Origin of the sequence: Thermofilum pendens Hrk 5, from assembly GCF_000015225.1 — an archaeon.
GTDB lineage: Archaea > Thermoproteota > Thermoprotei > Thermofilales > Thermofilaceae > Thermofilum > Thermofilum pendens.
This window is the reverse complement of record NC_008698.1, coordinates 362,903-387,683: the sequence shown is the minus strand read 5'-3', so window position 1 is coordinate 387,683 and position 24,781 is coordinate 362,903. Positions and strand designations below refer to the sequence as shown.

At 58.5% G+C, this 24,781-nt stretch carries 26 protein-coding genes, 2 rRNA genes, 2 other RNA genes and 1 pseudogene; 17 read left to right on the top strand and 14 right to left on the bottom strand.

What is annotated here, in order from left to right; all coding sequences use genetic code 11:
- Positions 1–19: 19 nt before the first annotated feature.
- The gene (gene fen / locus TPEN_RS02185; protein ID WP_011752100.1) at positions 20–1,045 is read right to left on the bottom strand and encodes a flap endonuclease-1; all 1,026 of its coding nucleotides are present in this window, start codon (positions 1,043–1,045) and stop codon (positions 20–22) included.
- Between the two features lie 98 nt (positions 1,046–1,143).
- Here fen and TPEN_RS02180 point away from each other — a divergent pair, with 98 nt between their 5' ends.
- Positions 1,144–1,482 (top strand): thioredoxin family protein, encoded by a 339-nt coding sequence (locus tag TPEN_RS02180; protein WP_011752099.1) that lies wholly within the window; start codon positions 1,144–1,146, stop codon positions 1,480–1,482.
- A 4-nt stretch (positions 1,483–1,486) separates the two neighbouring features.
- Here TPEN_RS02180 and TPEN_RS02175 read toward each other — a convergent pair whose 3' ends face one another.
- On the bottom strand, positions 1,487–1,804 hold the full coding sequence (locus TPEN_RS02175; RefSeq protein ID WP_011752098.1) for a translation initiation factor aIF-1A: 318 nt from the start codon (positions 1,802–1,804) through the stop codon (positions 1,487–1,489).
- An 88-nt stretch (positions 1,805–1,892) separates the two neighbouring features.
- Positions 1,893–3,341, bottom strand: coding sequence for a hypothetical protein (locus TPEN_RS02170; RefSeq protein ID WP_011752097.1), 1,449 nt, complete (start codon positions 3,339–3,341; stop codon positions 1,893–1,895).
- Between the two features lie 65 nt (positions 3,342–3,406).
- Between TPEN_RS02170 and TPEN_RS09690 the strand changes: the two are divergent.
- Positions 3,407–3,614, top strand: a pseudogene (locus TPEN_RS09690) (hypothetical protein).
- A gap of 160 nt (positions 3,615–3,774) precedes the next feature.
- Here TPEN_RS09690 and TPEN_RS02165 read toward each other — a convergent pair.
- Both TPEN_RS02165 and TPEN_RS02160 read right to left on the bottom strand, forming a co-directional pair.
- Positions 3,775–4,170 (bottom strand): 30S ribosomal protein S6e, encoded by a 396-nt coding sequence (locus TPEN_RS02165; RefSeq protein ID WP_011752096.1) that lies wholly within the window; start codon positions 4,168–4,170, stop codon positions 3,775–3,777.
- A gap of 182 nt (positions 4,171–4,352) precedes the next feature.
- A complete protein-coding gene (locus TPEN_RS02160) occupies positions 4,353–4,544 on the bottom strand; it encodes a ribbon-helix-helix domain-containing protein (RefSeq protein ID WP_052885033.1) in 192 nt (63 codons plus the stop codon).
- Positions 4,545–4,662: 118 nt separating this feature from the next.
- On the opposite strand from TPEN_RS02160, the gene TPEN_RS02155 reads away from it, so the two are divergent.
- Both TPEN_RS02155 and TPEN_RS09685 read left to right on the top strand, forming a co-directional pair.
- Positions 4,663–4,884, top strand: a complete 222-nt coding sequence (locus tag TPEN_RS02155; protein WP_011752095.1) for an LSm family protein — start codon at positions 4,663–4,665, stop codon at positions 4,882–4,884.
- An 11-nt stretch (positions 4,885–4,895) separates the two neighbouring features.
- Positions 4,896–5,087, top strand: coding sequence for a 50S ribosomal protein L37e (locus tag TPEN_RS09685; protein WP_011752094.1), 192 nt, complete (start codon positions 4,896–4,898; stop codon positions 5,085–5,087).
- Between the two features lie 63 nt (positions 5,088–5,150).
- Here TPEN_RS09685 and TPEN_RS02150 read toward each other — a convergent pair whose 3' ends face one another.
- Positions 5,151–5,675, bottom strand: a complete 525-nt coding sequence (locus TPEN_RS02150; RefSeq protein WP_011752093.1) for a RecB-family nuclease — start codon at positions 5,673–5,675, stop codon at positions 5,151–5,153.
- A 145-nt stretch (positions 5,676–5,820) separates the two neighbouring features.
- Positions 5,821–7,245 (bottom strand): hypothetical protein, encoded by a 1,425-nt coding sequence (locus TPEN_RS02145; protein WP_011752092.1) that lies wholly within the window; start codon positions 7,243–7,245, stop codon positions 5,821–5,823.
- Between the two features lie 81 nt (positions 7,246–7,326).
- Here TPEN_RS02145 and TPEN_RS02140 point away from each other — a divergent pair, with 81 nt between their 5' ends.
- Entirely contained in the window at positions 7,327–7,536 is a 210-nt protein-coding gene (locus TPEN_RS02140) for a hypothetical protein (protein ID WP_011752091.1), read from the top strand.
- A gap of 111 nt (positions 7,537–7,647) precedes the next feature.
- Here TPEN_RS02140 and TPEN_RS02135 read toward each other — a convergent pair whose 3' ends face one another.
- From TPEN_RS02135 to ffs, 3 genes are all read right to left on the bottom strand, one after another.
- Positions 7,648–8,610: a DNA cytosine methyltransferase gene (locus TPEN_RS02135; RefSeq protein ID WP_011752090.1), complete on the bottom strand. Its 963-nt coding sequence runs from the start codon at positions 8,608–8,610 to the stop codon at positions 7,648–7,650.
- 52 nt (positions 8,611–8,662) lie between these two features.
- Positions 8,663–8,962, bottom strand: an RNA gene (rnpB, locus tag TPEN_RS10160) — RNase P RNA component.
- A gap of 91 nt (positions 8,963–9,053) precedes the next feature.
- Positions 9,054–9,370: signal recognition particle sRNA (ffs, locus tag TPEN_RS09680), an RNA gene on the bottom strand.
- Between the two features lie 293 nt (positions 9,371–9,663).
- Here ffs and TPEN_RS02130 point away from each other — a divergent pair.
- The 5 genes from TPEN_RS02130 to TPEN_RS02110 are packed head-to-tail and all read left to right on the top strand — an operon-like array spanning position 9,664 to position 12,730.
- Positions 9,664–10,251, top strand: a complete 588-nt coding sequence (locus tag TPEN_RS02130; RefSeq protein WP_052885032.1) for a DNA-directed RNA polymerase — start codon at positions 9,664–9,666, stop codon at positions 10,249–10,251.
- The gene (gene spt4, locus TPEN_RS02125; RefSeq protein ID WP_011752088.1) at positions 10,235–10,444 is read left to right on the top strand and encodes a transcription elongation factor subunit Spt4; all 210 of its coding nucleotides are present in this window, start codon (positions 10,235–10,237) and stop codon (positions 10,442–10,444) included. Before TPEN_RS02130 ends, spt4 begins: the two co-directional genes overlap by 17 nt.
- A gap of 21 nt (positions 10,445–10,465) precedes the next feature.
- Positions 10,466–11,452, top strand: a complete 987-nt coding sequence (locus TPEN_RS02120; protein WP_011752087.1) for a deoxyhypusine synthase — start codon at positions 10,466–10,468, stop codon at positions 11,450–11,452.
- 13 nt (positions 11,453–11,465) lie between these two features.
- Complete coding sequence (locus tag TPEN_RS02115) at positions 11,466–12,491, top strand: MraY family glycosyltransferase (protein ID WP_011752086.1); 1,026 nt, start codon at positions 11,466–11,468, stop codon at positions 12,489–12,491.
- 5 nt (positions 12,492–12,496) lie between these two features.
- Entirely contained in the window at positions 12,497–12,730 is a 234-nt protein-coding gene (locus tag TPEN_RS02110; RefSeq protein WP_011752085.1) for a hypothetical protein, read from the top strand.
- A 19-nt stretch (positions 12,731–12,749) separates the two neighbouring features.
- Here the strand turns inward: TPEN_RS02110 and TPEN_RS02105 are convergent, their stop codons facing one another.
- From TPEN_RS02105 to serS, 3 genes are all read right to left on the bottom strand, one after another.
- Entirely contained in the window at positions 12,750–13,256 is a 507-nt protein-coding gene (locus TPEN_RS02105; RefSeq protein ID WP_011752084.1) for a phosphopantetheine adenylyltransferase, read from the bottom strand.
- A 46-nt stretch (positions 13,257–13,302) separates the two neighbouring features.
- On the bottom strand, positions 13,303–13,701 hold the full coding sequence (locus TPEN_RS02100) for a translation initiation factor IF-5A (RefSeq protein WP_011752083.1): 399 nt from the start codon (positions 13,699–13,701) through the stop codon (positions 13,303–13,305).
- Positions 13,702–13,784: 83 nt separating this feature from the next.
- A complete protein-coding gene (serS, locus tag TPEN_RS02095) occupies positions 13,785–15,143 on the bottom strand; it encodes a serine--tRNA ligase (RefSeq protein ID WP_011752082.1) in 1,359 nt (452 codons plus the stop codon).
- A 101-nt stretch (positions 15,144–15,244) separates the two neighbouring features.
- On the opposite strand from serS, the gene argF reads away from it, so the two are divergent.
- The 4 genes from argF (at position 15,245) to TPEN_RS02075 (ending at position 18,477) form a co-directional block, all read left to right on the top strand.
- Entirely contained in the window at positions 15,245–16,216 is a 972-nt protein-coding gene (gene argF, locus TPEN_RS02090) for an ornithine carbamoyltransferase (RefSeq protein ID WP_011752081.1), read from the top strand.
- A gap of 70 nt (positions 16,217–16,286) precedes the next feature.
- Positions 16,287–16,556 (top strand): hypothetical protein, encoded by a 270-nt coding sequence (locus TPEN_RS09930; protein WP_011752080.1) that lies wholly within the window; start codon positions 16,287–16,289, stop codon positions 16,554–16,556.
- Between the two features lie 13 nt (positions 16,557–16,569).
- Entirely contained in the window at positions 16,570–17,043 is a 474-nt protein-coding gene (locus TPEN_RS02080; RefSeq protein WP_011752079.1) for a transcription elongation factor Spt5, read from the top strand.
- A 99-nt stretch (positions 17,044–17,142) separates the two neighbouring features.
- The gene (locus TPEN_RS02075) at positions 17,143–18,477 is read left to right on the top strand and encodes a UbiD family decarboxylase (protein ID WP_052885029.1); all 1,335 of its coding nucleotides are present in this window, start codon (positions 17,143–17,145) and stop codon (positions 18,475–18,477) included.
- A gap of 71 nt (positions 18,478–18,548) precedes the next feature.
- On the opposite strand, the gene TPEN_RS02070 is transcribed toward TPEN_RS02075, so the two are convergent.
- Positions 18,549–18,929, bottom strand: a complete 381-nt coding sequence (locus tag TPEN_RS02070; protein ID WP_011752077.1) for a hypothetical protein — start codon at positions 18,927–18,929, stop codon at positions 18,549–18,551.
- A 188-nt stretch (positions 18,930–19,117) separates the two neighbouring features.
- Between TPEN_RS02070 and TPEN_RS02065 the strand changes: the two genes are divergently transcribed.
- The 3 genes from TPEN_RS02065 to TPEN_RS02055 all read left to right on the top strand — a co-directional run bounded on the left by TPEN_RS02065 (position 19,118) and on the right by TPEN_RS02055 (position 24,675).
- Positions 19,118–19,702, top strand: a complete 585-nt coding sequence (locus tag TPEN_RS02065) for a hypothetical protein (protein WP_011752076.1) — start codon at positions 19,118–19,120, stop codon at positions 19,700–19,702.
- Between the two features lie 236 nt (positions 19,703–19,938).
- Positions 19,939–21,439 (top strand): 16S ribosomal RNA (locus TPEN_RS02060).
- A gap of 158 nt (positions 21,440–21,597) precedes the next feature.
- Positions 21,598–24,675 (top strand): 23S ribosomal RNA (locus tag TPEN_RS02055).
- Together the 16S and 23S rRNA genes form the textbook arrangement of a ribosomal RNA operon.
- Positions 24,676–24,781: the final 106 nt, after the last annotated feature.

The window sequence follows — 24,781 nt, the reverse complement described above, 5'->3', positions numbered from 1 at the left end:
GGTTCGCGTGTAGCCCGCGCTACGCGAGGAACCTCGTGAGTCCGCCTTTCCTTCTCTCATACGCGGCCTCGAGCCTCCTCAAGTACACTTCTACTCTCTTAGGCGAGAAGTCGTTCTCGTCCACCAGGAACTTCATTAAACCCTCTTTATCTGGTGGCGAGAAACTCAGGGAGTATTTCTCGTTTAAGGGAGGATTTAGAAAGATTTGCCTCACGGCCTCGTAGTTCTCTGGGAGATGCCTCCGTACGCTAACGGGTAAGTTTTCCAGCGATCCGTAGCGTTTAATCATCTTTAATGCCCGGAGAGGCCCAACTCCTTTTACGCCCTCGTTGTAGTCTGTCCCCACGAGTATGGCTATGTCTACGAGTTGCCTCAGAGTAATCCCGTGCCCGCTTAGGAGCTCCTCTAACGTTACTAGTTCCGGAATGAGTTTCCTCGCTTTTTGCTTGCTGGGAAGCCACTCGAACCCCGTGAGTGTGAGGTACCTTACGAGCCTCGGCGAACCGTACAGCAACGAGTCCCAGTCCATGGAGCTTACAGCCCAGGCCTCCCCCCTTTTCACGAGGTAGGCGGCTTGAGCTTCAGCGTCGTGCACCGCGTCAACAACGGGGAACCCCATGAGCCTAACTAGCCTCTTTGTGCTCTCAACTATGCGGTCGTCGACCTCGGCAGAGACCACAGCCTTCGAGAAGGCCTTCCTGAGGTCACCCTTCGAGAGAAGCTCCGCGTACTCCTGCTTAGCCTTCTCTCTTTGTTTTTTCCTCTTTTCTAGCTCCCTTGCCTTTAGGGGGTGAGGGGATCCATCGAAGACGAAGATAAAGCTCGCGTCGTACTCGTAGGCGAGCCTCGAGTAACGGGACAGCAACCCGATGAGGTGCGACGTTACCTCGCCTCTCGAATTCGTAAACAACATTCCGCGTTCATCCCTTACTAGAGCCAGGAACTGGTACACCGAGTTCAAAGCGTCTACCGCGAGCACCCTCCCGCGTACCCCTTGAAGACCTATCTTCTTTGGCTTTACCAGAGGAGTAAGGTTTACGCCCATCCTACTTTGAACAAGAGGTTTACGTGTACTAAAACTCTCCCCTATGCGTGCGTGACGTCGAGCTTTTTAAGCCAGTTTAAACGCGTTAGCATGATAAGATGAGCTGCCGCGGCTTGCCAAGCGTTAGCCACGTGGAGCTAAAAGGCCTGCTTTCCGAGAAAAAGGTGGTAGTCGTGGACTTCTACGCAGACTGGTGCATACCATGCAAAGTTGTTGACGACATGCTTCTTCGAGTCGAAAAGCTCTTCGAAAGATACGACTCCGTATGCTTCGTGAAGGTAAACGTTGACACCGAAAAGGAGGTTGCCGCCGAGTACGACGTCCTCGGGCTACCGACAGTCATAGTGTTCGCCGCGGGGAAAGAGGTGAAAAGGTATACCGGCGTTCCCAGGAGCCTTATCTCCGACCTCGCTGCAACGGTGAAAAGCCTCCTATGACGAGCTACCCTAGTAGCTCCTTGAGCTCCTTGAGAAGCCCTTTCTTCTCCAGCTTTTGTAGCTCGTTGGACGTGTACCTATAGATAATGTCTCCTCTCTCGGGCTGGAAATCCCAAGGAGCAACCAAAACCACGTCGCCAACTTTCATCCACATCCTCTTCTTAAACTTCCCGGGTATTCTGCAGAGCCTAACTTTTCCATCGCTACAGAATACTCTGGCCCTATCGAAGCCTAGAAGTTGCTGTATAACGCAGAGTAGGGTTGTCTGCCCGTCTGGTAGGGGAAACTCCAGCGCTTCAGACTCGTCGTTGGGACTCGACATAATGCAATCCACGTTTTACAAGCATTTAAGCTTCACGCATGTTTGTGGGAGAAGGGGGCCGGGCGCCTTTCCCTGCTGGTCTTACTCTTTAGTCTTCTGTCCCCAGCTTTTCGAGGCGCTCTACGAGTTCCCAGGCTTTGGGGTACTGCTCGGCTTTCGCTTTCGCGAAGGCGAGGAGTGTTTCCCGCAGAGCCGCGTCGTAGCGGGCGTGCTCGAAGAGAGAGCTTTGCGTCACTTGGTAGTATTCCTTGCCACCCGAAGAGGTACCCGAAGCAACTATCCTCACGTCCCAGCCTTCCTCCAGCGCGTGCTCGTACCAGCCTTGAGGCACAGCATCAACCACGATCCTAGCGTAGATGTTGTTAGTACTGGATACGTAGGCCAGAAGTAGCCTAGCCCCTGCAATGTTTGCGTAGAATGGGCTGTTTCTCTGCCCGCCCTTCTTACCCCTCTTCTGCGGCAATCCGAAGCCGACGAACAGGAAGTGCCGGATCTTCGGGTTCTTCGTGACCAGCGAGACAAAGCGTACGTACTCGCTAGCCCTTTCCACAGCCAAGCGAACGTTGACAATGGCGCTCTTAGCTGGGAGGTAGAGAGTCTCGTTGCCTATCCTGAAGAAGAGCATCCGAAGCCTTAGAAAGAAAGCAAGCATACCATCTCCCAAAAAGGCGGTCAAAAGAGCTACGCTGTCTCCCCGTAGCGCCCTGCACTCGTCGACCAGCCTGCGGTACTCAGCGCGCTTCGCCTCGCCGATGAGTTCGGAAGCCCAACCCAGCTCCTCCGCGTAACCGTGAACGTAGGCCTTCCACTTAATGCTCGCCCTCGTGGAGCCGAGGACTCCTGCTGTGACGCCGAGCCTGACTTCTCCCGGGAAGTTGGCGAGCGTTGCCGGCAACTGCCATGGCTGAGTGGTACTGAAATTTACGTCGCTGTTGCGTCCGTGTGGCGGAGTGACATCTGTGAGAAGCCACCCTCTCTGCAGGCTTCTAAGCACGTCTGGCGATGTCCTCGCGAGAACCTCCGGGAAACTAGCCTCGGTCCAGAAGCCCTCCAATGGGACGTGTATGGACCAGCTATGAGTACTGGGCCTCGAGACAGTTACGTACCAGTTCTCGTGCGGCACGTACACGCGCCAGACTTTACCCTTCTTCTCAGCTCTAAGCCCGTCTTCTGTTGCATCGACAATTGCTTGTAGCCTATTGCGTAGCTCCATCGCCGCGCTTCCTTCGCGTGGCTTCTCGTCGTCTCCCAGTAGGAGGTACTTCCTCGCGTCGATGTCTATGAAGCGGTAAAACCTCGGGTAGACTTCGTCCGGCACGACGGTCAGCGCGTGCGCCGCAAACCTGGTAAAGTCCCAGTTAATCCCGGTCACCGCGTCGAAGAGGCCCACGTAGTGTATCTCGCCCCTCTTCTTCTTACCTCTGGACCTCCTCTTATCCTCTGTTCTGGTGGCATACAAGCTTTGAGCCGCCCTCTCGTAGACAAGCTCCCTAACAACCTCCTCGCCCTCTTCACCCCCCGTCATGCCTCTACCCATACCTATCACCCGTCCTTAAATAGTGGACGGGGGCCGCCCCTGCGAGGGCGTGCTCGAGGATTATCGTGCGAACCATCGGCGCGCTTTCGCGGCTCTTGGCGAGCACTCTTAGGCGCGCGCCTCTACGAGGCGCGCCTCGTCGAAGCATTAGACGCAGTAGAGGAGTTTCTAGCATCCGTGGGAAGCGCGACCCCGCAAGTCGAGGAAGACGAAGAGCTAGCAAGAGAGCTGGAAGAGGGCATCGAGGAGCTCAGGGGGCTAGGGCTGGCGTAAAAACTCCTTTTCTTTGGTTTGTAAACGTGGGAGGACCGCGGTCTCAGATTTCTCCCGTGTTTGTAAACCAGGGAATTCCCTGAGTTTCCACGCGCACAAGCAAGTCAGAGAAGCTCGACGAAAAGTTTACGTATCCTTACTCCTCACTTTCCGATGGTCTTTAGCCCCGCGCGTGAGGGGTAGCCTGCTGGGCTTTTTCCTCGTCGTAGACTATCACAGTGTTTATCTGAACTATATCGTCGGAGATAACGTTCCCCCTCACGAACCTTCTCCGCCTCTCGCCTTTCTCGCGAGGCCAATAACCCGGAGGTCCTGAGAGAAGGAAGTACCCCTTGCGCGCCCCCTCTATGTCTGGGCGCATAGGCTCCCCGGCCCTCCCAGAGCCTCCGCGTATCTGAAGCTTTACCCCCGGCTTACCTACTAGCCCTCCGTCGATTATATCGCCTATCTTCAGCCCGATGAGTCTGAGAGCCTGCTCGCCGCTCACCTCTACTTGCTCGGCTTTCCCGGTCTTAGGGTCGGAGATCACCACTTTGAAGGATACCTTCGAAGACATCGCCCAAACCCAGAGCGATAAGTTTGTTCGTATTTAAATTTTCTCTCTCGCGCGCCGCACAGTAGAGGAACAGACACCCGCCTCTTCTTAGCTACTTGTTGCCACGTGTCCACTAAAGGTTCAACGAGCTACACGCCAATTACGGGAGCTTCCAGCGTCGATGCATACCCGCGAATCTCTGACTAGCGAGATCCCTTCATAGCGTCGAGGCTCTTGTACTCCGATACTAGTAGTTCAACGGCATGTCTAACAAGCTCGCTTACCGACGAGTATTCCCCCGACTTAACGAGCTCAAGCATTTTATTATAGTCCTCGATGCTAACCCTGAAATTTACCTTTACCAAGTCGTAAGTGCCTCCTCTTCCTTGAACCACAACCCATACTTCACCGGCTTTACTAATAAATCTCGCGCGCTCGGGTTACGCGTTCTTCGCGCGCGGAAAAATCTTTTTAAGTAGGGGTGCAGAGAGTATGAGGCACTGGTGAGAGCTAATGGAGGAGGGAACGATCTCCGTGCTCGCAGAGTCACTCGAAAAGAACGTCCTAGTGAAGCTCAAAGGCGGGAGGGAGATCCGAGGACAGTTAAAGAGCTACGATTACCACCTGAACCTCGTCCTCGAAAATGCAGAGGAAATAAGGGGTACGCGGACAAGACAGCTTGGAACTATAATAGTCAGGGGGGACAACGTCATCCTGGTCTCTCCGGCACCGTGAGGTGAACCGGTATGGTCAAGGGAACCACATCCTTCGGTAAACGCGGCAGGAACATTACCCACATACGTTGCAGGCGATGCGGGCACCACAGCTTTAACGTGAGGAAAGGCTACTGCGCCCACTGCGGTTTCGGGAGGTCTAAGAGAATCCGCCGGTACAGTTGGCAGAACAAGAAAGCCGTGACTAGGATCAGGCTTGTCTAGTTTGCCTTCTTGCGCGCTAAGTTCCGCCGGGCGAAAAACTGCCTGAATACCGGTTAGCCCTTCCTAGACGCCTTCCCTAGTTGTCGCCCCGCGCGTGCGAAGAAGGGAAAGCCAGCGGGCAACGAGGTAAAGCGTTACGGCAGCGACGCCCGTTGAGCCTATATCTTCTTCTACTCCGTCCGGGTGTACGAGTTCGCCGGTTTTCATCTCCTTCTGGCTTAGCCCCGGCTCTGCTCCTCCAAACACAACAGCTATCCGGGAAGCCTCTCCTCCACTGGTCTTTCCTTCTAGTTCCTTTAGAACCTCGCTTAGCTCCCGCCCGCCGTACTTTCCCGGCACGGCTACTAGGATCACGTTGGGGCGGAGAAGCTCGACGACCTCGGGAAGGTCTGAGAGGACTATGAGGTTGCAGTTATGCCGAAGAGCTAGCTTCTGAGCCTCCGGGATGCCTACCTGGGCCGCGGGGCCGTAAACCCTGGAGAGAACGAGCGTGTTGTATCCGAGCCCGTATGCTATACGGGCAACCTCAGCTACTCTCTGAGAGCTATTCGTATTGTGGAGCACAGGGATCACGGTATACGTGGCCATACCTCCCGCCCTCTCTGTAGCGCCGCGCGCTATAAACTTTAGCGCGCGAAGGGCGCACAGCACGCGCGCTACACCCTAGGACTAGCACACCCTTCGACGCAGAACGGGAGAAGGGGGCCGGACGCCGCTTCCCTGGTGGTTTACCCTATTCCTGCCCTGTCCCCAGCTTTTCGAGGCGCTCTACGAGTTCCCAGGCTTTGGGGTACTGCTCGGCTTTCGCCTTCGCGAAGGCGAGGAGTGTTTCCCGCAGTGCTTCGTCGTAGCGCGCGTGCTCCATCAAAGAGACATGTGTAACCTGGTAGTACTCCTCGCTTCCCATGTTAACCACCCGGACGTCCCAGCCCTGAGCGCGCGCCTCCTCCACCCAGCCTTGAGGCGCATCGTCGACCGCGATCCTCGCGTAGACATGATTCCTCGTAGAAATGTAGACTAGGTGTAGCCTAGCCCCCGCTATCTCGGCGTAGAACGGGGTCTTTCTCTGACCGTCTCTCATACCTCTCTTTTGCGGCAATCCGAAGCCGACGAACAAGAAGTGTTTAATCTTTGGACACTTCGTCACTAATGAGACGAACTTTGTGTACTCTGGTGCTAGCTCGACGGCGAGTCTAGCGTTGACTATAGCGCTCTCAGCTGGGAGGTAGAAAATCTCGTGTCCAATACTGAAGAAGAGCATCCGAAGCCTCAGGAAGAAGGCGAGGTAGCCGTCCCCCAGGAAGGCTGTGTGTAGAGCGACCGGGTCTCCCTGTAGCACCCTGCAAGCATCGATAAGCTGGCGGAACTCTGCACGTTTAACCTCGCCGATGAGTTCGGAGGCCCAGCCCAGCTCCTCCTCGTAGCTATAGACGTGCACCTTCCACTCGATGCTTAGCTTGGTACTGCCGAGTGCGCCCGCCGTAACGCCCAAGCAGATATTGTCACTAGGAAAGGCCGCGAGCGTGGCTGGCAACTGCCACGGTTGAGTGGTGCTGAATTGTACGTAGCTGTAGCGCCCATGAGGGGGTGTCACATCCGTTAAGACCCACCCTTTCTGCAGGCTCTGCAAAACGCTGATCGGAGTATTCACTAGAACCCTGGGAAACTCTGACTCAACCCAGAAGCCTTTCAACGGGATGAGTATGATCCAGTTATGTGTAGGCTTGTAAGCGATGACGTGCCAGTTTTCTCCAGGTATGTATACTTGCCAGTGCTTTCCGTGTCTCTCAACTTTGAGGCCGTCTTCGGTAGCGTCGACGATTGCCTGTAGCCTATCGCGTAGCTCCACAACTGCGCCTCCCTCCCTCGGCTTCTCGTCGTCGTTCAGCAGGAGGTACTTCCTCGCGTCGATGTCAAACAGCCTGCCGAACCTGGAGTATGCCTCGTCCGGCACGACGCTCAGCGCGTGCGCCGCGAAGCGCGTAAAGTCCCAGTTAATCCTAGACACTGCGTCGTAGAGGCCGCGATAGTGTACCCTGCCCTTCTTCCCGCCCCTAGACCTCCTCCTATCCTCGACCTCGGTCGAGTAGAGGCTTAGCGCCGCCCTCCTCCACGTCTCCTCCCTAACCTCTTCTTCAAGCCTCTCTTCACACCCCATTGTCTTCTCTCCAAACCATAATTAACCCCTCCCTTAAATAGTGGAAAGAGGCGCTCTGCGAGGGCGTGCTCGAGGGTTATCGTGCAGACGATAAGCGCGTTGTCGAGGCTACTGGCGAGCACTCTTAAGGGGGACGGGCTCTACGAGGCGCGCCTCGTCGAAGCATTAGACGCGATAGAGGAGTTCCTAGCCTCAGTGCACGGCGCGACTCCGCAGGTCGAAGAGGACGAAGAGCTGGCGAGGGAGCTTGAGGAGGGCGTCGAGGAGCTGAGAGAGCTAGAGCTCGCGTAAAAACTCATTCTTTTTCCCTGAATTTGTAAACCGGGGAGGCCCTCGTTTTCAGCTTTCTTCCATGTTTGTAAACCGAGGAGCGAGAAAACCTTTTTCGGAACCTAGCGCGCGCTATAAGAGCGTCTTTTTGACTTCGCGTGCAATGGCTCTAGCGAGGGGGACTGGGACAGCTTCGCCCACCTGGTTGAACTGCGCCTCCTTGCTACCTACGAACACGTGCGTATCCGGGAACCCCATAAGCCTAGCCTGTTCGCGAACAGTCAGTAACCGGTTCTCGAATGGGTGCACGAACCTCGAAGAACCCATCACCGTGGGTGCAACCCTGTACGGGTGCAGGCGTACCAGGTTTCGCAGTACGCGCCCGCCGTAACCCCTGTAGTGTACGAGCGCCTCCCCCCACCTGAGCTTAGCCACCCTCTTCGCCTTCCCGGCGCTCAGCGTGACGGGCTCGTGGTTGGGTATCTCGTAGTAGGGGTCGGGCGGGGGGAGGTCCCCTATCGCGTCCCACACGGTTATAGTCTTCCCGGTCTTAGGGGGGCTTATCCTCTTGTTTGAAATAAACACCCTGACCCTGTGGGAGGGCGTGCCGTAATGCTCGGCGACGAGCACATTGAAGTAAACGTCGTGGTAGCCGACCCTGGAGAACTCCTCCCGTAGCACCTCCCCGAGCCCCTCGTCGAGTATCCCGGGGACGTTCTCCATCACGAAGACCTCCGGCTCGAGGTCCCCCACGATGCGTATATAGTGGAGCACGAGGCTCCCCACAGGGTCCTTGTACAGCCTGTCCAGCGGCTCCCGCTCGCGCCTCGGGTTCGCGCGCGAGTAGGCCTCGCAGGGCGGTCCACCTATGATCACCCTGGGCCTAAAGCCGAGGCCTAGGAGGATGTCCCTCGAATGCACCTCCCTCACGTCCTCCTCGAAGACCCTCGCTCCCGGAAAGTTGAGCCTAAAGGCTTCAGCGGCGAGAGGGTCTACCTCGACCGCGCCCACAATGCTGAAGCCTTCCTCGGCGAAGCCCCTGCTAAACCCCCCAGCACCCGCGAATAGGTCGAGCACCGTTAACTCCGAGGACATAGCTTCAATCCCTCCTACGCCGTGCGTAGATAAACGTCACGTCAAGGGAGCCGAGTGGCCAGTCGTACCCCCTCTTCTGTTTAGGCGGCATCCGTCTAGGGGTCCACCCGGACCTCGCCGCGGCGCCTCACAGGCCCTGCTTGACCCTAACCCCCGCAGGACCGGCTTTCCACGCACATCCACCGCGTCGTCGCCTCCACCCGTGGAGGGTCATACCCATGCACGGTGGAGGCTTTCGCCGGTCCTCGGCGTCTCGCCGACCCGCTTACGCGGTTGCGGGGCCGCGGTGGGAGGGGGTTCCTCAGCCTACCCCGTCGCCGGGGTAGGCCGGCGGCCGCCCGCCGGACCACTCGGCCCCCACTATGCTACGTTACACAAGCTCATATTTTTGACGAAACCCTCTAAAAAGAGGTTCGATCCACGAGAGAACGGGTAGTAATGCCCGGCGGCATCCCTCCAGGGTGGCCCGGCCCGCACCCCATGGGCTCTCCCGGGCCGCTACATCCGCCCGCGAATCCACGAACACGCCTCGGAGGCCTTAGGGCCGCTCCCTCCCGGGCCTAACCCGGTTCGGCCTCTACCGTGCTCGGCCTCCTCCTACGAGGAGCCGTGCACGGACGAGGCGTCCCGTGGGCACGGGCATCATCTGGCGACCCGGGCACCCATAGGGAAGGCCGGGCGCCCCCGGAGGTTGACGCCCCCCACCCTAAGCCCGTTTGTGGTTACAGGGGAGGGCTAGCCCCCCGGGGCTTTCCCGCCGGGCATAACTAATAACACCAGGAGTGAATTATGTTTTTCTATCCTATCCTAGACTCCAGCGGCGCGCGCCTCACGTGCACACAGGCTCTTCCAGCGCGCGAAGCTATACCTCTCGATCATTCAGTAAGGCCCGAGCGTAGAGCGCCTCCTGGAACGCCTAAAGAAGGCGAGAGAGGAGGCGCTCAGAAAGCTGGGGGACCAAGGCGCTAAAGCATGAGACCACCAGGGAAAGGCGTCCCGGCCTCCTCCGCGCGATGCGTAATCTTTTTTACTGCGCGTTCTTCGAATTGGCTTGTGTATAAGTTAGTAGAGTTTGCCGATGTGATAAGGATACCGCCCAGGCTGTTTGGACAGCCGTTGAAAGAGGCTTCACTGGAAATTCTAAAGGAAAGCTTCGAGGGACGCGTAGTACAAGGCGTCGGGCTCGTTATCTCCATACTCGATGCTGAGGTCTCGGAGGAAGGTTTTCTGACGTGGGGCGACGGGGCGAGCTACCACGAGGCAAGGTTTACGGCGCTCGTTTTTAGCCCTGTAAACAACGAGGTTGTCGAAGGCGAGGTTGACTTGGTGGAGAATATCGGGCTGACGGTCCGGCTAGGCCCCGTGGAGGGCTTTGTGCACAAGTCGCAGATATACCCCTCCAGGAACATAACCTACGATAGGGAGAACGGCGTAGTCATCATCCAGGACGAGAAAGGTACCCGGACGATTAGGAAGGGCGACGTGGTGAGGGGGAGGGTTGTCGGTGTAAGCTACGATGAGCAGAGGGGTCAGTTGAAGATCAGGCTGACCATGCGGCAACCCTACCTGGGCAAAAGAGAGTTCATCATGGAAATGATAGAGAAGAGTAAGGCGGGTGGCCAGGGTGCCGGCAAAGCGTAGACTACCGTTAAAGGCTTGTGTAAAGTGTAAAGCCCTGGTAGAAGACTCTGTGGATGTTTGCCCTGTGTGCGGTTCCAGGGAGTTTACCGACGACTGGGATGGGTTCGTAGCGGTCATTGACCCGGAAAAGTCGGAGGCCGCTAAACTGCTCTCGTTAAAGCAAAAAGGAGCGTACAGCGTAAAGGTCAGGTAGGGTGCGAGAGGGGCTTGAGCCATGGAGAAGGAGAAGATCCGCGCCTCGCTTCTAGGGGAGGCTGTGGAGGATTTAAGGCTCGCCGACGTCTCGGAGTGCTCCGTTAAGGTGTTGAAGTCGTATAGGAGGCTCGGGGGCTTCTCGGCGCGGTACATCGTCGAGGCCGCCGAGCTACTCTGGGAGGCATACTCTGGCGGCGGTAGGATAGCCGTGGCTTTCCCCGCGAACCTCGTAGCTACGGGGCTTAGAGGGCTCATAGCGGACTCTATCCGAAGGGGTCTGCTGGACCTAGTGGTTACTACGGGGGGTACTTTCGACCACGATATCGCCAGGGGCACTGGGCACAAGTACTACGTGGGGCGCTTCGAGATCGACGACGTTTTCCTGAAGGAGCTGGGCATCCACAGGCTCGGGAACATACTGATACCGGTTGAGAACTACGGGCCCCCGATAGAGCGGTTTACCCACGAGATGCTCGAGGAACTCTCAGCCTTAAAGTCTAGCTGGAGCCCCTCCGAGCTAGCAGTGGAAAGCGGGAAAAGGCTTCGCGACGAGCTGTCGATACTCAGGGCGGTGTACGAGAAGGGCAGGCTTCTGGTCTCGCCGGGGGTTCTCGACTCGGCCTTCGGCACGGCGATAGTCACGTTTAACGATAAGGCTAGGGCGTCGAGCACGGCTAGGTTCGTGGAGCTGGATCTCATCTCCGATGAGAGGAGGATAGCCGACTACATGTACGAGGCCGAGAAGCTCGCAGGGTTGATGCTCGGCGGCGGGATATCCAAGCACCACTTGATATGGTGGGCGCAGTTCAGGGGAGGGCTCGACTACGCCGTACAGATAACGTCTACCCCCGAGTGGGACGGGAGCCTCAGCGGCGCTAGGACCAGGGAGGCGGTATCGTGGGGGAAGATCAAGCCCGAGGCTAGGCACGTAACGGTTCCAGGAGACGTAACGGTGATACTGCCTTTGATCTTAGGCTACTTGGCGCACGAGGCCGGTATCGCGTGAGGGGTGGCTCGGGGTGGCGTATCCAGACTACCTCGTGTACGGCGTTGCTTCCTCCATTCTCGGATACCTGGTCGTAAGGTTATCGGCGCCGAGCCTTATCCGGGCACTTTTCAAGGCGGGGCTTAGAAGACCGGACGCGCATAAACCCGGTAACCCCCTCGTGGCGCACAGCGGAGGGGTTATCCTCTTCCTGGGCTTTCTACTCTCCTTTTCTCTGCTGATAGCCTTCGGAGGGCTGGGTTTCTCCGAGAAGGTGAAGCTTCTAGCCGTACTGGCAACGTCGGCTCTCTGCTTCGCGGTAGGCCTACTGGACGACAAGCTGGTTTTAAAGGGGGTGCTCAAGACCTTTCTCACTGCCCTCTCGATAATACCCATACTCGTAGTCGCCCTGACGTACCCCGCGGCTATAGACTGGGGAAGGCCGGTAGTCCCCATAATCGGTAGGATGAGGATGACCGTGATATACTGGGTTCTCTTCCCGATCTCCATAGCAGGCTCCGCCAACGTCGTAAACATGCTCGACGTACTCAACGGCATAGTGCCCGGAACCGCCCTCGTAGCCTTTGCTGCGCTAGCAGTCATCGGCGCCCTGTCGGGTGACGGCCTTCTCCTAGTGATAGCACTCGTAGCGGTGGCAATACTCCTGGCCTACTACCCCTTCAACGCGTACCCAGCCAGGGTGTTCAACGGGGACAGCGGAAGCCTGTTCATCGGTGGGCTCCTGGGAGCCATAGCGGTGGTCTTCCACCTAGAATTCGTCGTGCTAACGCTACTACTGCCCCACATACTCAACGGCTTCTTCGTCGTCGTAAGCTTTAGGGGGCTACGCGAGCACAGAGAGGTCAAGGCTAGGCCTATACGGGTGGAGAACGGTATCTTAAAGGCAAGCGACGACCCCAAAGCCCCGCTAACCCTTACACGCCTGATCCTGAGCGTAGGCGGACCCATGACGGAAAAAGAAGTCGCGAAGGTGTACATCGCGGTCGAGGTCGTCGCCGCTGTGCTCGCAGTCGCGTCGTACGTATTGACGCCAAGGTGATGCGCGTGGGTGTCATTTCAGGAAAAGTTAGAGCCGTCGTAGTGTTGTCCTCTCTAGTGCTACTGGCATGGCTAGAGCTCATCGCTTTCCTGCTGATAGTCGAGAACGTAGCCCTAAAGGTGGCGAACAGCCTCGTGAGAGGGCTCCTCGGAGTCCTCCTCCTGTTCACGTGGGTGTTACTGATGGCTGTAGCGGCAGAGGCTTTGCGCAGAAAGCTTGCACGCGCGAGACAACGATAGGGAGTGCCCTCCGGGGCGACTACTCGGTGCGCGCGGAGCCTCTCTTCCTCTGCAACCGCTCCCATAGGTACGTGCTCGATAACCGCACGCCTTCCACAGTTACGAGCTCTACCGCGAATATCTTTAAAGGCGGGAGGCCGCGGAGCCTTCTCAGCATGTTTACTTTAACAGCCCCGGGAAACGTTTCCTCGCTTACAAAGATGCAATCAGCGCAAGGATCGCTAGTAGCGGGCCCGTATTCGTCGTCTATAGGCACTATGGCTACTGGGCGCGAAGGGTCCACGGTCTTAAGGAAGGTCAGCACGGAGAGGGCTCTAACCTCGTAAGGCTCCACCGGGTGGCTTTTTCCACGTTCCTTGACGTACTCGTCGCTGGTAACGCCGACCAGGAGCTCCTGCGAACAGAGAAGCGCGAAACGCAGAAGCCTACGATGACCCCTGTGAAGAAGAGAAAAAGTCCCTCCCACTACGCCTCTCGTGCACAAACACTCCTTCTGGGTGCCATCAGCACTCAAGATCTCGGTCATCGCAGGAGGCTCTCCTCTGCCTGGCTCATCACGTGCTCTACCGTGCCTAGGCACGTACCCTCATGATCTTGTGTCTACCCATGACCTCCCAGACTTCTACCTCTACGCCTTCGCTTAGCTTGGACTTTATCTCCTCCTCTTGGGGCATCGGAATTTCAAATGTTGAGTAGTCCTCTAGGTTCATTAGCTGTACGTTGTCGCCAACGAAAGCCACTACCTGCGCGGTGAATTTCTTGATTATGGGTACCTCTACCCTCGCGTCTGTGGGCACGACTATGCTTCTCTTGCCGCCGTCGAAGAACCCTATCCCGACAATCCTGGCCTTTGCCGATCCGTGCTTGCCTGTCTTGCTTTTCTCTACTTCGACTACTTTGCACGGCTCGCCGTCTATTACTATGAAGGAGCCTACTTTGATGTTTCCTGCCTCCTCAGGGCGCGTGCTCATACAGCATCAATGTGCTACAGCGTTTTCGTATCTATTAATCTTTCTCTTTTCAACAGGGCTTGAGGATATCTCTGCTCTACGCGTTACTTGAGCACCAGGACCCTGAAGTGGTTCTCGAAGGGTTCGAGGTACTTGTGGAGGGCTTTAGGCACTTTTACGTAGCCGTCGGGGGTCTGGTGGTTCTCGACTATCGCCGTGATGGTTCTTTGAATCGCTAGAGCTGTGCTGTTGAGCGTGTGTACGTAGCCCTTGGAGGGGCCGCCCCTAACCTCGGCGTACCTTATGTTAAGCCTGTAGCTTTGCCAATCCGTGCAGTTGCTACAGGAGACCATTTCCCGGTATTTCCCCTGGGCAGGCATCCAAGCCTCTAGGTCGTACTTCTTAGCTGCTACGACGCCCAGGTCGCCGGACGCTATGTTGACGATTCTGTACGGTATCTCGAGACCCTGCCAGAGCTCTTCGGCGTTCCTGATGAGCTTCTCGTGCCACTCCCAGGACTCGTCCGGGTGGGAGAAGACGAACTGCTCCACCTTCTCAAAGTGGTGGACACGGAAAATTCCCTTAGTGTCTTTTCCGTGAGCGCCCGCCTCCTTCCTGAAAGACTCGCTTACACCGGCGTAGAGGAGCGGTAACTCCTTCTCGGCTAAAACCTCGCCGGCGTGTAGCGCTGCTATGGGGTGCTCGGCGGTTCCTATTAGGTAGAGGTCCTCTCCGTCGATCTTGTATATCATGTCCTTGAAGTCGTCGAAGCTTACTACGCCCTCCAGGATCTCGCGTCTCAGCATGAGGGGTGGCAGGAGTATGGTGAAGCCTTTGCCTGCCAGGTATTCTAGGGCGTAGAGCTCCAAGGCTATGGCGAGCCAGACCAAGTCGTTGAACATGTAGTAGAACCGGGCACCGGCTACTTCCGCAGCCTTCAAGGTATTGGTTAGACCTTTACTCTCGAGGAACTCCGCGTGCCCGAGCGGCTTCCAGTCCAGGACTTCGTAGTCTACCACGAAGCCCTTCTCCTTCGTCTCCTTGAGGAAGCCCTCCAGGTGCTCGCGGAAAACCTTGGGTCTACCCCAGTACCGCACGGGCTTGTTAAATGTCTCGTCGGGGCCTATCGGCACGCTCTCGTGTATGACGTTCGGTAGCCGCCTTAGAGCTAGCTCGCGCTTAGCCTCCAGCTCTGCGAGCTCCTTCTCGAGCAGGCTTACCTTGGAGCTGAGCTCCCTGGCTTCGAGGATGAGCTTCTCTCTTTCCTGCCCAGTAGAGCTTCTCACCTTGGCGGATACTTCGTTCAGCCTGTGCTTTAGCTCGTCGTACTCCTTTTTCTTCGCCCTCCACTCGACGTCGAGTTTTATCGCGTTTTCAACTAGGGAGGGATCCATGAAGCGCGCTTTCATGTTTTCTATGAGCTTCTCCGGGTTGTTTCTGAGCAGGTAGAGCATGGACCACATGCCTGGTCAGGGTTTTCGGTCTTCGGGCCCGATATTATAGATTTCCTCGCAAGGAGTTGTAAAAAGTTTAAAGGGTGCGTGCGTAAAGATGCTTGGTCGGCATGAGCGGTGTGCTCCACCTGTTGACGCTTCGGGACTACGCGGCTGACGAGATAGAATCCCTTATCCGTGACGCCGTTTTGCTCAAGAAGCTGAGGAAGCTGGGTCTGAAGAGGCTCAACCTGTTGAACGGTAGAAGCGTGGCGATGATTTTCGAGAAGCCGTCTACGCGTACCAGGGCTTCGTTCACCGTAGCGGCGTACGAGCTTGGAGCGTTCCCTGTAAGCTACTCTTCGAGCGAGCTTCAGCTAGCGAGGGGAGAGCCCGTAAAGGACGTGGCTAGGGTGCTCGCGAGGTACCACGACCTGATAGCGGCGCGTGTGTACAGGCACGAAGACCTGGAGGAGCTCGCCCGCTACTCCGGCGTCCCGGTGGTGAACTTGCTTAGCGACAAGTACCACCCTCTACAGGCGCTCGCCGACTACATGACGATTTTCGAGAAGAAGGGGAGGCTTAGCGGGGTAACGCTTGCGTTCATCGGGGATGGAACGGACAACGTTTTCAACTCGCTGGCAATCGCTGGCGTCAAGCTCGGCGTGAGGATAAGGGTGGCGGCGCCCAGAGAGTACATGCCCAGCGAGGAGCTACTGGGAAGAGACGTGCTGTCCAGGATAGAGGTGTACGAGGACCCCGAGGAGGCTGTGAGGGACGCGGACGTCGTATACACTGATGTCTTCGTTAGCATGGGGCAGGAGAAGGAGCGCGAATACAGGTTGAAGGTGTTCCTCCCGAAGTACCAGGTAAACTCTCAGCTACTCAGGAGCGTTGGAAGGGAGGACTTCATCTTCATGCACTGCCTGCCGGCTCACCGGGGCGAGGAGGTCACGGACGACGTAATTGAAAGCCCGCAGAGCGTCGTGTTCGACCAGGCGGAGAACAGGCTACACACCTCTAAGTCCGTGCTCCTTCATCTACTAGTACCCGAGTGGCGTAAGTATATGCGAGAAGAACCCCTACAGCCCGACATAAGATAAGCGCGCTTTTCTTGCGCTTTTATAGTCGCGAGCTTTTTATAGGAGCTTGAACTTAGAGGGTTGAGGTAGCATGGGCGGCGAAACTCTCAGCACGATCGCTAGGCTGTTGAGAATGGTCGATAAACCTACAATCGAGGAGTACAAGCTGATGCTACGCGTGGTTCTGCTAGGGCTCGGGCTACTCGGAACGGTGGGCTTCTTCTTCCAGTTGCTTGGATCCTTCCTGGAGTTCGCGAGGATAGGAGCTCTCCCGAAGGAGTACACGCTCTTCGGAGGGATAATAGTCATTGCAGCCACGCTGGCACTAGCCCTCTACCTGCGAAGCAGGGAGAAGTTGTAAGGGTGAAGAACGCTTGGCTGAGAAACCCCCCTCTCCTCTTAGATTCTACGCCCTAAGGGTCACGTCCGGCCAGGAGTACAACGTGGCGCAACTGCTCTACAGAAGGGCTGCCAGCGGGAAGTACAAGGTTTACTCGATCCTCGTGGTACCGGGCTTGAAGGGCATGGTCTTCGTAGAGAGCGATGCTCTCTACGAGGCTCAGAGGCTAGCCTACGGGCTTAAGCATGTCAGAGGAGTTGTAAGGGGTGCTGTTAGCCTGCAGGAGATGGAGGGTTTGCTGAAGCCTAAGCCTCTCGTAGACCAGTTAAACGTAGGAGACTTCGTCGAGATCATTCGAGGACCGTTTACCGGTATGCGCGGCAGGATAGTCGGTATAGACAAGTCCAGGAACGAGGTGAAGGTAGAGCTCGCGGAGGCGGTCTTCGTGCTACCGGTCACAATCAACGCCGACGATATCAAGGTCATAAAGCGTGGAGGAGAAGCGTAACGCAACGTTGCATAAACACGAGGGTTGGAAGGGGAACGGGCTCCCCGGCTCTTTCCTTTTGTGCTCTAACTTTTTAAGCATGTGCGGTTTACCGTATTCGTGGAGCCTGGAGCATCGGAGGTTGTGCCAGCGCTCGGGCTGGATTTCCGGGAACTAGTCGGATACCACCAGAAGCTGGGGAGGTTGAAGCAGCTTCAGAAAATGGTGGAGTTGGAGTTTGAAGCGGCTTACTACATGAAAAAGTACCAGCCCGATCCCGTGCTGATGAATACGCGTTATGGAAGGCTGATCTCCAACGTTCTTGCAAGACGCGAAACGGTATACGAGGTTGTAGGGGGGAAAAGCGACTCGGAGGTCTACGCCAAGTTCCTAAGGGCTATGGAGAACCCCCAGCCCCTCTCAAGGATAGAGAGTAGCACTGGTTTAAAGGAGGTGGCTGTGGACCTCTTCAGACTGCCTGTTCCCAAGTTTTTTGAGCGCGACGGAGGTAGGTACATAACCGCGGGGGTATTCATCGCGAAGGATCCTCTTACGGGCGCTGTCAACGCGAGCATTCACAGAGCGATGATCCTTGACGAGGAGAGCCTCGCCGTGAGGCTTGTACCGAGGCACCTGTACCAGATACACAGGAACGCGGAGAAAGCTGGGAGGAACCTCCCCGCCGCCATACTGATAGGCGCGCCCCCGCTGGTCTACCTCTGCGCGGCGTCGAGCCCACCCTTCGGCGTGTACGAGGTGGAGGTGGCTAACGCGCTGGCGGGGGGCAGGCTTACGGGTACGGACTCGCTGCTCGACGGAGTTGTTCTACCGCTACCGGTGGAGGTGGTTCTTCTAGGGGAGTTCATAGCCGGGAGGAGGGCCAAGGAGGGCCCCTTCGTGGACATCCTGGGAACCTACGACATCGTCAGGGAGGAGCCGGTTTTCCGCGTGGAGTCGATCCTTACGCGCCAGGACCCGCTCTTCTACTCGATCCTGCCCTCGGGCCTCGAACACATACTGTTGATGGGCTTTCCAAGGGAGGCCGCGATATGGAGCGTTGCGTCGAGAACGGCTACGGGTGTAAGGAAGGTTAGGCTAACGCCTGGGGGAGGGGGGTGGCTTCACGCGGTGATATCTATGGAGAAAACCACGGAAGGCGACCCCAAGAATGTTATACTGGCCGCTTTCGCCGCTCACCCCTCGCTTAAAACGGTCGTAGTCGTTGATGCCGACGTAGACCCCGACGACCCCCTAGACGTTGAATGGGCGCTTGCAACACGCATGCAACCAGACGAAGACATCGTGATCATAAAGGGAGCCAGGGGTAGTAGCCTTGACCCCTCCGCCGACCAGGTAACTCTTCAGACGTCTAAGCTTGGGATAGACGCTACCCGACCACTCTCGAAGGACAAAAGCCTCTTCGAGAAGGCGCGGATACCCTTCACCGAACACTAAGACTCTTGCGGAGCGCCTTGCGCGAGCCCGGGGATAGAAGGAGTCGCGGTGAAGGGCGTGCAGGCAACGACCTAGAAGAGCTCGGCGTGTCGGACCTCTAGCCAGGGGAGTTCCCTGGATGTGTCTTCGATTATCCAGGCGCCGATAAGGTCAGACCCCACGCGACCAACGCCCTTAACCCTTCGAACGGTGAGCCTGACGCTTTCCCCGTATTCCTCGATGCACGCGACGAACTCCTCGCCCCAAAGCCACCCCCTCTTCTTGCTTAAACGTATTCTGATAGAGTAGCAGTTATCGCGGAGTGGAGCCGTAGTAAGCCGGGCGGTTACCCACTCGCCTCCGGAAACGCTTTCTAGGGAGAAGTTCCTGGTCGTAGCGTTAAGGCGTGCTATGCTACTCCGCAGGTCGTCCACGCTTACGCCGCTGAGGACGTACAGCGCAGTCTTCGGCAACTCAACCCCCTGCTAGATCTACAACACACGTGAATCTTTACCCTTTCGTCACGCGCGAGCTGGGGGCACAAGAATAAAAGGGTAAAACCAACAGGGAAAGGCGCCCGGCCCCCTCTTTCCGTAAACCTTAAGAAGTATGCATGGGAGGACAGAGGTGAACGCTTTTCGGGGTAAGCAGGTCGGTAGGCGTGGTTGACAAGGCTACGTTGAGGAAAAGGTTCCTGAGGAACCTTAGGCTCGCTGGGTTGAACAGGGAAGACGAGATACTGGCAGTCACCCTTCCAAACCTTCAATCGAAGGTAGCGCTCGAGTTGCTCTTAAGCGTCGAGGAAGAGTTCCCCGTCGTTATTCGCCACCTTCACGTGGGCGCAGAGCTACCCGGGGAGATAGGCCTCCTGGCGCGGAAAACCGTCGGCTCGGAAACTTTCGCGGAGAGGGCTCCTTCAACGTACACAGAGTTAAAGGTTCTCGTTGCGAGACTCGCGAAACCGGGCCAAGTAGTCGTTCTCCCCATGGTAGCCGAAGAGGTAGCCGCGTACTTCCTGGAAGAAGTGCTGAGAGGTAACCTCGCAGGGTTATCACTCGAAGCCTCCAACAGGACGGCCTACCCCCTGGCAACCACTACGCTCGAAGAAATAAGGAGAGTTGCGGGACCGTCCTCCTTGAGGCCGCAATGCATAGCTTCAAGCAATTTGCTGTCAATACTTGAAAAAAGCGTAGACCCCCGCGCTGCTGCAAAGTTTTACGTAGAAAACTACGCGAGACCCAGATAGGACTTTTACAAGCATAATATTCATATAACCCCCCGTTTACTAACTAGATTGCCGCCATGGGCACCGGCGGCTCGCCTAGATAAGGGGAGGGGCAACCCCTCCCAGTGAAAAGGCGGCCTCCGCCCATGGCAACACAGTGCGTCCCCGAGAAAACCGGGCGCCAGCCCGGAACTCTCGGGGATAAGGAAGTGAGGCGCGGTGCGCTCACTGTGTATACTCCTCCGCCGTGCGGCCAGACTCCGGTTGATCCTGCCGGACCCGACCGCTATCGGGGTGGGGCTAACCCATGGAAGTCTAGGAGCCGGGGCTACGGCCGGCTCCGGCGGACGGCTCAGTAGCACGTGGCTAACCTACCCTCGGGAGGGGGATAACCCCGGGAAACTGGGGATAAACCCCCATAGGCGCGGACACCTGGAATGGGTCCGCGCTGAAAGGGCCACGGTACCATGCTTACCGTGGCCGCCCGAGGATGGGGCTGCGCCCTATCAGGTAGTTGGCGGGGTAACGGCCCGCCAAGCCGATAACGGGTGGGGGCCGTGAGAGCGGGAGCCCCGAGATGGGCACTGAGACAAGGGCCCAGGCCCTACGGGGTGCACCAGGGGCGAAACTTCCGCAATGCGGGAAACCGTGACGGAGTCACCCCGAGTGCCACCCGAAGAGGGTGGCTTTTGCCCGGTCTAAAAAGCCGGGCGAATAAGCGGGGGGCAAGCTTGGTGTCAGCCGCCGCGGTAATACCAACCCCGCGAGTGGTCGGGACGTTTATTGGGCCTAAAGCGTCCGTAGCCGGCCCGGTAAGTCCCTCCTTAAAGCCCACGGCTCAACCGTGGGAGCGGAGGGATACTGCCGGGCTAGGGGGCGGGAGAGGCCGGGGGTACTCCTGGGGTAGGGGCGAAATCCTATAATCCCAGGAGGACCACCAGTGGCGAAGGCGCCCGGCTAGCACGCGCCCGACGGTGAGGGACGAAAGCTGGGGGAGCAAAGGGGATTAGATACCCCCGTAGTCCCAGCTGTAAACGATGCGGGCTAGGTGTTGGACGGGCTTCGAGCCCGTCCAGTGCCGTAGGGAAGCCGTTAAGCCCGCCGCCTGGGGAGTACGGCCGCAAGGCTGAAACTTAAAGGAATTGGCGGGGGAGCACCACAAGGGGTGAAGCTTGCGGTTTAATTGGAGTCAACGCCGGAAACCTTACCGGGGGCGACAGCAGGATGAAGGCCAGGCTGACGACCTTGCCAGACGAGCTGAGAGGAGGTGCATGGCCGTCGCCGGCTCGTGCCGTGAGGTGTCCTGTTAAGTCAGGGAACGAGCGAGACCCCCGCCCCTAGTTGCTACCCAGCCCTTCGGGGCTGGGGCACTCTAGGGGGACTGCCGGCGATAAGCCGGAGGAAGGTGGGGGCTACGGCAGGTCAGTATGCCCCGAAACCCCCGGGCTACACGCGAGCTGCAATGGCGGGGACAGCGGGTTCCGACCCCGAAAGGGGGAGGTAATCCCTTAAACCCCGCCTCAGTAGGAATCGAGGGCTGCAACTCGCCCTCGTGAACGTGGAATCCCTAGTAACCGCGTGTCACCAACGCGCGGTGAATACGTCCCTGCTCCTTGCACACACCGCCCGTCGCTCCACCCGAGGGAGGCCTAGGTGAGGCCTCCTGCCGACGAGGTGGGAGGTCGAACCTGGGCCTCCCAAGGGGGGAGAAGTCGTAACAAGGTGGCCGTAGGGGAACCTGCGGCCGGATCACCTCCTTTCGATCCGGTCGAGGAGCGCACCGCGCCTCACTTCTCGCGCTAATTAGATGCAACCCGGAAACCAGCGCGTTTCCGGGTGAAGGGCGTGAATCCCTACCGGGGAACCGGTGGGGATCGATGAGCGCCGCACAGAGAGTGTGCAGACCGAGTCCACGCCGGTAGACGGCGCTAAGCCACCCGGTGGATGGCTCGGCTCGGGCGCCGAGGAAGGCCGTGGCAAGCGGCGATACGCCCCGGGGAGCCGCATGCAGGCTTCGATCCGGGGATCGCCGAATGGGACCTCCTGCCGTGGGTCAACCCACGGCGCTCGGGAAACCCGCAAGGGGAGTACCGAGCGGGAACCCCCCCAACGGAAACATCTTAGTAGGGGGAGGAGAAGAAACCAATTGGGATCCCCTGAGTAGGGGCGACCGAAAGGGGGAGAGCCCAAACCGAACGTCCATGCGAAGAGCATGGACGGATGTGGGGTTGCAGGGCCCCGCGTCCCCCCTAGCCCGGATAGCCGAAGTCGGCTGGAAAGCCGCGCCGTAGAGGGTGACAGCCCCGTAGGCTAAATCCGGGTGGGGGATGGCGGGTGTCCCTGAGTACCACGGCTTGGTTTTGCCGTGGGAAGCTGGGGGGCACCGACCTCCAAGGCTAAATACGTCCCGAGACCGATAGCGAACTAAGTACCGTGAGGGAAAGCTGAAAAGCACCCCGGAAGGGGGGTGAAAAGAGCCTGAAACCGGGTGGCGACAGGTGGCGCGGCCCGAAAGGGTAGATCCTCCCCGAAGGAAACCCGGGCGACCGGGGAGTACGAGGGGAGGGGACCGGGGTCGCGCCTTACGTCTAGAAACACGGGCCGGGGAGTTCACGGCTGTGGCGAGCCTAAGGGGTTCAAGCCCCGAAGGCGTAGGGAAACCGACAAGCCCGTAGCCAGCCGCATGGCTGGTGTGGGGCGGGGTCTGAAAGGGCCCGTAGTCACAGCCGTGAGACCAGAAACCGAGCGATCTAGGCCGGGGCAGGGTGAAGCCCGGCGAAAGCCGGGTGGAGGCCCGAAGGGGTTCTGACGTGCAATTCGTTCCCATGACCTCGGCCTAGGGGCAAAAGACCAATCAAGCTCGGTGATAGCTGGTTCCCCCCGAAGCGGATCCCAGTCCGGCCCGCCCTGAGGTTGCCGGTTGGGTAGGGCACTGATTGGGAGTCCGGGGACCGAAAGGTCCCAGCTCCCTTTCAAACCCCGAACCGACCGGCACCGTAGATGGGCGGAGACGGGTTCTGGCGGATAAGCCGCCAGGCCGAGAGGGGAACAACCCAGACCGGGGTTAAGGCCCCCAAGTGCCGGCTAAAGTGTCAAGCCAGAAGGGTGTCCCCCGCCTTAGACAGCGGGGCCGTAGGCTTAGAAGCAGCCATCGGCTAAGAAGTGCGTAACAGCTTACCCGCCGAGGCGGGGGGCCCCGAAGATTACCGGGACTAAGCCGGCCGCCGAGACCCCGGGGCACCCCGCATTGCGGGGTGATCCGGTAGGGGGGCGTCCAGGTGGACTGGAAGCCGGGCCGTGAGGTCCGGTGGATCCGCCTGGAATGAAAATCCCGGCGGTAGTAAGAGCGCAAGAGGGGTGAGAATCCCCTCCGCCGAAAGGGCAAGGGTTCCTCAGCAACGGTCGTCGGCTGAGGGTTAGCCGGTCCTAAGGCGGCCCTTAACCGGTGCCGCCGAAAGGGAAAGGGGTTAATATTCCCCTGCCGTGGGGTACGCTTTGCGGCAACGCGAGCCCCGCTCCTGACGCCTCGGGATAGGGGGAGTGGGACTGCCGTCCCATCCAAGCGCTGAAGCCCGCTGAGTGCCGTCATGGCGAGAAGCGGGTGAAGGCGCGATGGGCCCGCCGTTAGGCGGGTTCCCCCGACTCCTGGGGCCCGTGAAAAGGGAGCGGGGAAGGAGCCCCACGCCCGTACCGAGAACCGACACAGGTGCCCCTGGGTGAAAAGCCCAAGGCGTGGCGGGGTAACCCAGGCTAGGGAACTCGGCAAATTAGCCCCGTAACTTCGGGAGAAGGGGTGCCTGCGGTCTTGGGGCATACCCCTGGGACCGCAGGTCGCAGTGACAAGGGGGACCCGACTGTTTAATAAAAACATAGGTCCCCGCGAGCCCGAAAGGGTGAGTACGGGGGCTGAATCCTGGCCACTGGCGGTACGTGAAACCCGGGTACAACCGGGCGAAGCGCCGCCGAAGGCCGGGAGTAACTCTGACTCTCTTAAGGTAGCCAAATGCCTTGCCGGGTAAGTTCCGGCGCGCATGAATGGATCAACGAGGTCCCCACTGTCCCAGCCTGGGACCCGCTGAACCCGCAACCAGGTGCAGAGTCCTGGGAGTCCCGGTGGGGCGAGAAGACCCCGTGGAGCTTCACAGCAGCCTGGCGTTGAGACACGGCTGCGGGTGCGTAGCGTAGGCGGGAGCGATGAACCTGGCCCTCCGGGGTCAGGGGATGCGGCCATGAAACACCGCTCACCTGCGGCTGTGTCCCTAACCCCGGGGTTTCCCGGGGGACAGCGCCAGGTGGGCTGTTCGGCTGGGGCGGCACACCCCTGAGAAGGTATCAGGGGTGCCCAAAGCTCGGCTCAGGCGGGTCAGAACTCCGCCGTAGAGGGCAAGGCCAAAAGCCGGGCTGACTGCGCCCTTAAACGCGTGGGGCGCAGGCGGGAAACCGGGGCCTAGCGAACGCTCGTGCCCCCTTCGGTGGGGGCCGGGCATGACAGAAAAGTTACCCCGGGAGTAACCGGCTCGTCGCGGGCGAGAGTTCACATCGACCCCGCGGTTTGGTACCCAGACGTCGTCTCTTCCTAGCTTGGCCCTGCAGCAGGGGCCAAGAGTGGGGCTGCTCGCCCATTAAAAGGGAACGTGAGATGGGTTTAGACCGTCGCGAGACAGGTCGGACTCTACCTGCCGGGACCGTTGGCCGCCTGAGGGGATGGTCCGCACAGTACGAGAGGAACTGCGGGCCGTGGCCTCTAGTGTACCGGTTGTCCGGCAGGGCACTGCCGGGCAGCCACGCCGCAAGGGGTAACCGCTGAAGGCATCTAAGCGGGAAACCCACCCCGAGACGAGGCGGCCGCTCCCGATCCGTTGCTCCCGGCGACGGGGGCTTTGGGTCGGGACGAGGGCACCCGTAGAAGACGGGGTTGATGGGGTGGCGGTGTATGCGCCGAGGGTTTCCGAGGCGCGAGCCGGCCACTCCCAATAGCCCGAGGCTGTCTACCGGCGTGGACTCGGGCACAAATCTCTCTGTGCGGCGCTCAATTTTTCGACTTTTGCTGTATCGGCATTCGACAAATATTTTAACCTCGTTCGAGGAGTATAGAGGTGG